Source organism: Achromobacter sp. DMS1 (assembly GCF_001270295.1).
Genome location: NZ_LHSJ01000010.1, coordinates 64,923 through 72,245 on the forward strand (window position 1 = coordinate 64,923; position 7,323 = coordinate 72,245).

12 protein-coding genes are annotated in these 7,323 nt (G+C 58.4%); 5 read left to right on the forward strand and 7 right to left on the reverse strand.

What is annotated here, in order from left to right; translation table 11 throughout:
- The first annotated feature begins 6 nt into the window (after positions 1–6).
- Entirely contained in the window at positions 7–168 is a 162-nt protein-coding gene (locus AD428_RS26665; protein ID WP_160318543.1) for a hypothetical protein, read from the forward strand.
- 266 nt (positions 169–434) lie between these two features.
- Here the strand turns inward: AD428_RS26665 and AD428_RS24260 are convergent, their stop codons facing one another.
- The 7 genes from AD428_RS24260 to AD428_RS02510 are packed head-to-tail and all read right to left on the reverse strand — an operon-like array spanning position 435 to position 5,414.
- On the reverse strand, positions 435–2,183 hold the full coding sequence (locus AD428_RS24260) for a hypothetical protein (RefSeq protein WP_082308218.1): 1,749 nt from the start codon (positions 2,181–2,183) through the stop codon (positions 435–437).
- Positions 2,180–3,919, reverse strand: coding sequence for a hypothetical protein (locus AD428_RS02485; RefSeq protein WP_235488838.1), 1,740 nt, complete (start codon positions 3,917–3,919; stop codon positions 2,180–2,182). Before AD428_RS02485 ends, AD428_RS24260 begins: the two co-directional genes overlap by 4 nt.
- The gene (locus AD428_RS02490; protein WP_053244038.1) at positions 3,903–4,145 is read right to left on the reverse strand and encodes a hypothetical protein; all 243 of its coding nucleotides are present in this window, start codon (positions 4,143–4,145) and stop codon (positions 3,903–3,905) included. Before AD428_RS02490 ends, AD428_RS02485 begins: the two co-directional genes overlap by 17 nt.
- A 26-nt stretch (positions 4,146–4,171) precedes the next feature.
- Entirely contained in the window at positions 4,172–4,585 is a 414-nt protein-coding gene (locus tag AD428_RS28730; protein ID WP_082308222.1) for a helix-turn-helix domain-containing protein, read from the reverse strand.
- Positions 4,586–4,596: 11 nt separating this feature from the next.
- The gene (locus AD428_RS02500; protein ID WP_053244039.1) at positions 4,597–4,857 is read right to left on the reverse strand and encodes a hypothetical protein; all 261 of its coding nucleotides are present in this window, start codon (positions 4,855–4,857) and stop codon (positions 4,597–4,599) included.
- Entirely contained in the window at positions 4,858–5,109 is a 252-nt protein-coding gene (locus tag AD428_RS02505) for a type II toxin-antitoxin system RelE/ParE family toxin (RefSeq protein WP_235488858.1), read from the reverse strand. It abuts the gene before it with no gap.
- Between the two features lie 26 nt (positions 5,110–5,135).
- A complete protein-coding gene (locus tag AD428_RS02510) occupies positions 5,136–5,414 on the reverse strand; it encodes a CopG family ribbon-helix-helix protein (protein ID WP_053244041.1) in 279 nt (92 codons plus the stop codon).
- 206 nt (positions 5,415–5,620) lie between these two features.
- Here AD428_RS02510 and AD428_RS02515 point away from each other — a divergent pair, with 206 nt between their 5' ends.
- The 4 genes from AD428_RS02515 to AD428_RS02530 all read left to right on the forward strand — a co-directional run.
- A complete protein-coding gene (locus tag AD428_RS02515; protein WP_053244042.1) occupies positions 5,621–5,872 on the forward strand; it encodes a hypothetical protein in 252 nt (83 codons plus the stop codon).
- Positions 5,869–6,726, forward strand: a complete 858-nt coding sequence (locus AD428_RS02520; protein ID WP_432205836.1) for a recombinase family protein — start codon at positions 5,869–5,871, stop codon at positions 6,724–6,726. The genes AD428_RS02515 and AD428_RS02520 overlap by 4 nt, the downstream gene beginning before the upstream one ends.
- Complete coding sequence (locus AD428_RS26965) at positions 6,723–6,971, forward strand: hypothetical protein (RefSeq protein ID WP_053244043.1); 249 nt, start codon at positions 6,723–6,725, stop codon at positions 6,969–6,971. Before AD428_RS02520 ends, AD428_RS26965 begins: the two co-directional genes overlap by 4 nt.
- Positions 6,972–7,089: 118 nt before the next feature.
- Positions 7,090–7,323 (forward strand): helix-turn-helix domain-containing protein (locus AD428_RS02530; protein ID WP_200907977.1); only part of this gene is annotated, 234 nt, incomplete at its 3' end.

Genomic DNA, 7,323 nt, shown 5'->3' on the forward strand with positions numbered 1-7,323 from the left:
CTGCTGATGCTCGGAAAGCTGCATAAAACCAGCTTCCCCGAGAAGACTTTTGCCGTCAAAGACGGCTTTGGTCCGAATAGTGAACGGGAGGGTCTTGATCCGGCCCCCGGTTCTTACCGCCACTTCCACCGCCAACCTGTTCCGCTGGCCGGCGATAGCCACCGATAGCTGCCGCGACGTATCCACTTGAAAATCAACACGTTACGGCAGCTTTTCGATAGCTGGCGATAGTCCTCGAAGGACGTCAATTCACTCCCACTCCATTATAGATAGATCGAAAAAGTTATTTTAATTCAATGCTGTAAGATCATTCACGCTAAAGATGCCATGAAAAATACCATGATCGACAGCCACCTTGGCCACATCGGAATCTACTGCCCTCACCTCTGATTTTGTTGGACTGCACTCCGGCAGAAGTGTGCCCACGCCAAAGATTATCCGCCTTGCGACTGCTGCTTTTCCGTATCCGGCACTCTTTGATCGGAAACGGTGCTGTCAGGCGATGAACGCTTCTGACCTTGCCAAACATGTGGTGGTACAGGCATGCGATAGTGGCGGCAGGCCATAAGAAAAATTGGAGTCAGGTGATTTCGGACAGCGCTTATCCGCTCATCCAGCGGATACTCCTTCATTACACGGTTCAGTAGGCTAAAAACGGCCTCTAGCGAGTCATTGAGTGGCAGACCTGGTACCGACACCCCGTGATCTCGATCACCATCCCAGAAAACCTCATCGGTTCGTGCGTCGGGAATCCAGATTTGGTGGGTCATGTGCGGAGCGTACTCTAACAGCGTGCTGCGCAACTGCTCTGCTCGCTCCTGATCTCCTATCATCGCAAGCCAAGCGAGCACGAAAGTGTAAAGAATCCCCGCACGCGTATGCTCTTCGAAGTATGCGTCACTGCGTTCTCTTGGATGTGAGAGGACATCACGATATTCTGTCGTCGGCGTCGGATAGTGCCGCCGAGCCCGCAGTCCGTAGCAAAGATGATCGGACATGCTGCGGATGTAATCAGCAACATTAGATAGGCGTCCGCGCACATCTGCGAGACGCATAAACAGAGCCAATTCAATCGTGAAATCGTCACGAACGGGGACGGCAAGCGCCGGGTTCGCGTTCAGCATCCCAATTGCTATGTTGAGCGCCTCGTCTGCTCCTTCACTCATTGCCTGTGCGGATGCCGCATCGCCCCCAGCACTGATGGCATCTAGCCATAACCCGTGAAGAGACAACCTACCCAGTGTCTCGAACAGCGCGATGTTGATGTCTACTGCGTAACGTGAATTTACGGCCATTGAAAGCGCATAGCGTTTGTCGGCGAACGGGCCAATCTTCTCGACTAGTAGAAGGCGAGCGATGATTAAGTGCAGTTTGAAAACCTGATCGAAATGAGCTAACCGCTCCTGTTGCGCCGCTCCCCTGCTTAGACGGGTACTATCACAGTGGGGCCAACTGCGTAGCAGCACCAACTCGGATGCTCGATATGCAGCCTCAAGGTTATCGGTGTCGCGAGCCCACACAAAGAGTATCCAAAGGCACAGGTAGGCCTTACGTAGCTGACGTGTGCGCTCTGCCTGGCTCTTCGGCTCAGTGAAGATGACATTGAGTAATTGACGGAAATGCCGATAAGCGACGTCGGGCTGATCAAGCATCGCTAGCGCCTTCTGAAATAGCCCCCGATTCTCGCTCTCAATTAACTCAGCACGCAACATGCCGCTGAGGATCAAATCGGAGAGACGATCCCCGTTCCATTCGGCAAAGTGCACGTTGGCTTTCTCGTTCGCCCGACAGTAACCACTCCACTGAGCACGAACATCCTCGCGCATCTCGCCGCCCATGCAGACGCATATAACAACAGGCAAATCCGCAAAATGGGGCGGGATGCGGTTCGGAATATAGTCATCCAAAACCTCATTCAGCGACGGACGTACAGCCTGCTGGCCAGTATCCCAATGCTCTCGTGTCAAATCACCGGACTTGATCGTAAACAGGAACAGGCTTCGAGTGCCATCCCGATCGGGATTGGGGCCAACTGCCGCTACGTCGACACCAGCTTGCCGGGTACCGCGACGGGGACGGGTTAGAACTTCAAAACCACTCTCAGCCAAAAGATCAGGCAGAATAGCGTCGAGTTCGTCACGCTCGCGTAGCGAGCGCAGATAGTGCATTACGACAAGTTTCATCTCTGCTCTCGCTGCTCAAGCTTGAATTGCAAGAGCATATGCTCGAGTCCAACTGGGTCAACGATGTCGAGGATGGGCAACTCTGACGAGACCGAGAACGAATGCATCCCAGTCTCGGTGAGATGTGTGGTGCCCTCTCCGGTGTGGATCGGCGTCAACGACGATCGGCCATATAGGATGTATTGTTTAGTGACGAGATCCTCAAAAATAGATTTCCGGCGCCCCTGCTCCATGCTCCGTTCCATCTGCTCGTGCCATTGGACGTGTGCCGCCTCGCGCTGCATTTCACTAGGGTGCAGCTCGACTAAACGCTCAATACCTTCCATCGCATCTTGAAGTGCCGCCTTTCGTGTGAGCACTTCAGCAAGGTCCGGAATGCTCTCAGCGTAACGCTCAAGGTAGTCCTTCAACTTTCCCCCATAGCTCACCAGCAAGGGGTTATAGATCAGATCGAGGACATCATTTTTGATATCTGAAGCCCCATCGCGAAGTACCGCTAACGGTATAGTAACTGCGGCCAGAGGATCAATGAAGAACCACCCAATGGCCTTGCGGCAGAGATATAGTTGATCCAATGGCTCCAATGGAATAGATGACGTAGGGATGGAGAAAGGAGGATCATCGTTTCCGACACCGCAAACTTCGCTAGCCACGCATTGGTGGGTGTACGTATTCCCGTTCAGCAGCCAGTACACAACCGCGCCACCCACCACATCAGAGCCGGCATTTTTCAGCGCGTAGTAAGTGCTCTGGAACGCGCTCAGCGTAATCCGGCCTTTTGAACGATCAAATAACTTACTAAGCAGGAAAATCACTTTCTCAGCATGCCCTGCACCCACAAGCAGATATGCTGCATGGTCGAGGTGCGAAATCGTTCCTGCGCTATCTGGGTCAACATCCGCAGCGGCATCAAGGCACAGGTTCATAGCGTTTTCTGTGAGACCGACCCGGTGACGCCACAGCAGGTCCACTGCCAAGTGGATCGAGATGGGACTCCTCGTCTGAACGACCCGTTCAAGTTGTTCGTCCAAGCCGACTGGTGCGAGTGTTTTTCGCTGTGCAGCAGCACGATAGCCCGCTTCGAGGGAACGGACTGCGATGTCTTCGTCATTGCTGGACGCCCCTTGGAGCAGTATGTTGAGCACCTCGTCGTAGCGTTCACCCAGTTCCATGGCACCCAAAGCCGAGAGGGCAGCGAGCTTCGCCTCGCGCTCGTGAGCCTGCGCGAAAATGAGGCTTTCTTCGATATCGGTGTTCATTACGAGAACCGTGAATAGCTGACGCAAAGCCAGGTTATCACCGGCACGTGCTGCTTCGTAGACCTTGAAAGCTCTGACTGGGTTCTTCCTCGTCCATTCCCCAAAAGCAGTACTAGGGGCACCTGCAGCCAGGTCGTTGCCGCCCGCATCAAGCAGGCGCGTGATGAAGGCAAGAAGGACATCCTGATCTACGTTCAAAAGGGGTATCAAATCGCATAGAACATGCTGAACAAAGAAGAAGCGCGGTCCCTCCAACTCCGCCAGCGCTTCTTCGATATGAAGGTCAATCGGTGGCGCATCAGTAGCGTTCAATATTGTTGCAAGAGTCTCGAGCAATGCAGAATGGCTATCATCCAAGCGACGATAGCCACGATCCGCAACAGTACGAACCAAACCGCATGTGCGAAGCTGCGCAGCCAATTCCGTCTCGTCTACCGATGCCCCATTCGCTGTCATTACTTTACCCATTAGATCCATAGCGCGAAGACTGCTTGTTTTGTCGGCGCTTGCGTTCCTGCTCTGCAATCTCGCCTGGTTGCAATGCCAGCTCGGCATCGATCATGCGCTCCAGTATGTCACCCAATCGGATGGTGCAAGGAATGAGCGGCGGCTCGAACTCGTAGCCGCCGGCGATCATTTGAGCCGCAACTTCCTTGGTGATGAAAAAAGGCCCATCTTGGTTGTACTGGTGCAGCTTCGTCATGCTCGTTCCCGTTGCGTTCGTCTTGGCTAAGGACTTTCTGTGCTATTTAGCCCAGTGCCGGCGTCGATCTGGGCTAGCTCATCATCGAGAATTTCACCGACGCCTTTGGCGGACACCTGCCCCGCCAGGCCGGCGTCGATCCGTTCGGCCAGCAATGCCTTGAGCTGCGTCCATGCCGCATCGTCCTTGAGCAGACCCGCAGCGACGGCCATGCTCACAAGCGCATCAAGCCCGAATTCGTTGATCTTCCCGCGCATCAGGTCAGATACGCGAGGTTGCGTCACGCCAAGACGGCGCGCGGCTTCGGCCGGCGTCCATCCGTGATCCCGGATTTGCTTTTCCAGGGCCATCATCAGCGTCGAACGCAGCTTCATGTTTTCCGCTTCGGCGGGGGTGTTTTCGATGGCATCCCACACACTGGCAACGGGTTCATTGCTCATCGCTCGGTCCTTCACTGGCTCGCCGGCGCGGTCAGCATGTCGAGGGTGATCCGCCGCACGAGCTGCAACGCGGCTGCCGGCGTTCGCGCCGGCGCAGGGTGTTCCAGGTCCGCGCGCACCTGGTCGCGCAGGCCATCCAGATCATTGCCGCCGTCCACGACCGCTTGCATGAACGCGCGCACAAGGGCCGCGCCGCTGGACCCATACTCACGCGCGGCCGCGAGAAAATCCCGCTTCAAGTCGTCATCGACCGTCACCGAAAGGCGTGCCATTCAATACCCCGCTTCTTTCTGGTGCCGAACGGCAAGAATGGCGATGTTCTCCCCGTCGAAGCGATAGAGGGCGACATAGCCGCCGTTGCCGAAGTCGATCAGCCATTCCCGAAACTCGGGTTCCATGTCCTCGACCGGGCGGCCGATGCGTGGCTGATGGGCCAGAATCTTGACCCCGGCCCGGATAGCCTGCACCGCGCGTTGCGCCGCATTGGCATCCTTGGGCGCGAGGAAGCGATAGAGCCGCAGCACATCCGCTAGTGCCGGCGGCGTCCAGATTAGACGTGACACTTAGGCAACTCTGCATCCTCGCCGGCTTCCAGCTTCGCCAGCCAGGCGTCGGCTTCCTCAAGTGTCAGATGCTGGCCGGTGCGCTGATAGTCCTCCCAGGCCCGGAGCGCATCCTGTTTGAACGCCTCGCGCTTTTCCTCGCGCTCGACGTACTGCGCGATGGCTTCTCGCATGATCCAGTGCGACGTACGCCGGCGGGCTTCGGCCAGGTGCTGGACGCGCCCTTTCAGCTCGTCATCGAGCTTGATGGATGTTGCCGTTGCCATGTGGCCTCCGTAGCAAAAGGTAATACCTTTTAGTACTATAGCTCGCTCCTGCCCTGCCGTCCACCCCCGAGGAGGCCGTGCTGAAACTGTCTTGAAAGCTCATTAGGGTCGGAGAAATGCGCTAGGCGCATATAAATCGGCATTTCATAATTGAGCCGTGTCGGCTACGATGGGCGCATTAGCCTATACCTAAAGGAGCCGAACGCATGAAATCAATCCCCCAGGGTCGCGTCGGCCGACAACCTGAATCCGTTGCGTACGCGGTAGAGATGGCCCTTTTCGACGCTGAATACCCGCCAACGAGCTGGGTTGTTCTGACCTGGCGTGATGGTGTGCCAGAGGAACGCAGCCGCCACGATAGCCAGGATGCCGCTCTGGCGGCTGCAAGGGCTTTGCTGCCGGCGGACGTGAGCATCGAGGACGGCGACCAGTGGGACCAGGTGAAGGAGGCAGCATGAGGACAAGGAAGGACCGGCGCGTCGGTTCGATGCTGGCCGGGATCGCACGCGAGGCAGGCGGCCTGACCGAAGCCGAAGCCGAGGCCATCGACCAGCTCCGCGACAAGACGCCGGCCGAGCCGATGAGGTTTGACGATGCCCCAGCCCTCAAGGTCGCCCGCGTCTATTTGCGCGTCAGCACCGACGCGCAGGACCTGGAACGCCAGGAAAGCATCATCGAGGGCGCGCGGGCGGCCGGCTACTACGTCGCCGGCGTCTACCGCGAGAAGGCATCCGGCGCTCGGCCCGACCGACCCGAGCTGCTGCGCATGGTCGCGGACCTACAGCCCGGCGAGGTGGTCATTGCGGAGAAGATCGACCGCATCAGCCGCTTGCCGCTGGCCGAAGCCGAGCGCCTGGTTGCCGCGATCCGGGCCAAGGGCGCACGCCTGGCCGTCCCTGGCGTTGTAGACCTGTCCGAGCTGGCGGCCGAGGCGCAGGGCGTCGCCAAGATCGTGCTGGAATCGATCCAGGACATGCTTTTGAAGCTGGCCCTACAGATGGCCCGCGACGACTACGAGGACCGCCGCGAGCGGCAGCGCCAAGGCATCGAGCTGGCGAAGGATGCGGGCAAGTACCGGGGCCGGCGGGCCGATCCGAAGCGCCGCGCCCAGGTCATCGCCTTGCGCCGATCCGGTCATAGCATCACCAGGACTGCCGAGCTGGCCGGCTACAGCCCCGCCCAGGTCAAACGGATATGGGCAGAGGTCAGCCAGGCCCAGGCGGAACATATGGGAGCCTTCCAGGAGGACGCCTTGAGCGAAGCCGACGCCCTGGCGGCCGCCGACGATGGACACCAGGAGGAACAGGCATGAAGGACCGGCACCATGACGACGCAATGGCCGAGGTCTACCGCAACGACCCGGAGCTGGCGGCCGCCGTGCTGGCCGCCGTCGAGGCGGACGACGATCCGGCCGAGCTGGCTATCGTTCGCCGGCAACTGGCAATGGCGGCCTCCCCTCGCCCGCTCACGCCGGCGGAGATCGAGGCGCTACGCCAGGACATGAGCCAGGCCATCGAATGGGCGCGCGCCGAGCTGGCGCGCCGGCGAAATCAGTAACAGCTATTTAGCAGCTAAGTGGAGTGTGTATGTGTTAGCGCCGGTGTAATACTGACCCACCCCGTCGGAGTAAATCTGACCCACCTGGGCAATGATGGTGGCTTTTTGGCCACCGACAATGTTGACTCAGGAGCAAGCAGTGGAGATCAAGGTAATGGCGCGTCGCGGCGTCAGCATTCGGGAGATGGCCAAGCAGCTAGGCTGCTCACGCAACACGGTCAGGCGATACCTGCGTGAGGCCGATGCCCAGCAGTACCGGCCCCGCGAGGCACGGGCCACCAAGCTGGATCCGTACAAGGACTATCTGCGCGGTCGCATCGAAGCGGCCCGACCGCACTGGACTACCGGCCAG

Bases quoted from the DNA above. Each gene is read 5' to 3' on its own strand.
- AD428_RS26665 (WP_160318543.1), top strand. From the start codon at position 7: ATGCTCGGAAAGCTGCATAAAACCAGCTTCCCCGAGAAGACTTTTGCC.
- AD428_RS24260 (WP_082308218.1), bottom strand. From the start codon at position 2,183: ATGAAACTTGTCGTAATGCACTATCTGCGCTCGCTACGCGAGCGTGAC.
- AD428_RS02485 (WP_235488838.1), bottom strand. From the start codon at position 3,919: ATGGATCTAATGGGTAAAGTAATGACAGCGAATGGGGCATCGGTAGAC.
- AD428_RS02490 (WP_053244038.1), bottom strand. From the start codon at position 4,145: ATGACGAAGCTGCACCAGTACAACCAAGATGGGCCTTTTTTCATCACC.
- AD428_RS28730 (WP_082308222.1), bottom strand. From the start codon at position 4,585: ATGAGCAATGAACCCGTTGCCAGTGTGTGGGATGCCATCGAAAACACC.
- AD428_RS02500 (WP_053244039.1), bottom strand. From the start codon at position 4,857: ATGGCACGCCTTTCGGTGACGGTCGATGACGACTTGAAGCGGGATTTT.
- AD428_RS02510 (WP_053244041.1), bottom strand. From the start codon at position 5,414: ATGGCAACGGCAACATCCATCAAGCTCGATGACGAGCTGAAAGGGCGC.
- AD428_RS02515 (WP_053244042.1), top strand. From the start codon at position 5,621: ATGAAATCAATCCCCCAGGGTCGCGTCGGCCGACAACCTGAATCCGTT.
- AD428_RS02520 (WP_432205836.1), top strand. From the start codon at position 5,869: ATGAGGACAAGGAAGGACCGGCGCGTCGGTTCGATGCTGGCCGGGATC.
- AD428_RS26965 (WP_053244043.1), top strand. From the start codon at position 6,723: ATGAAGGACCGGCACCATGACGACGCAATGGCCGAGGTCTACCGCAAC.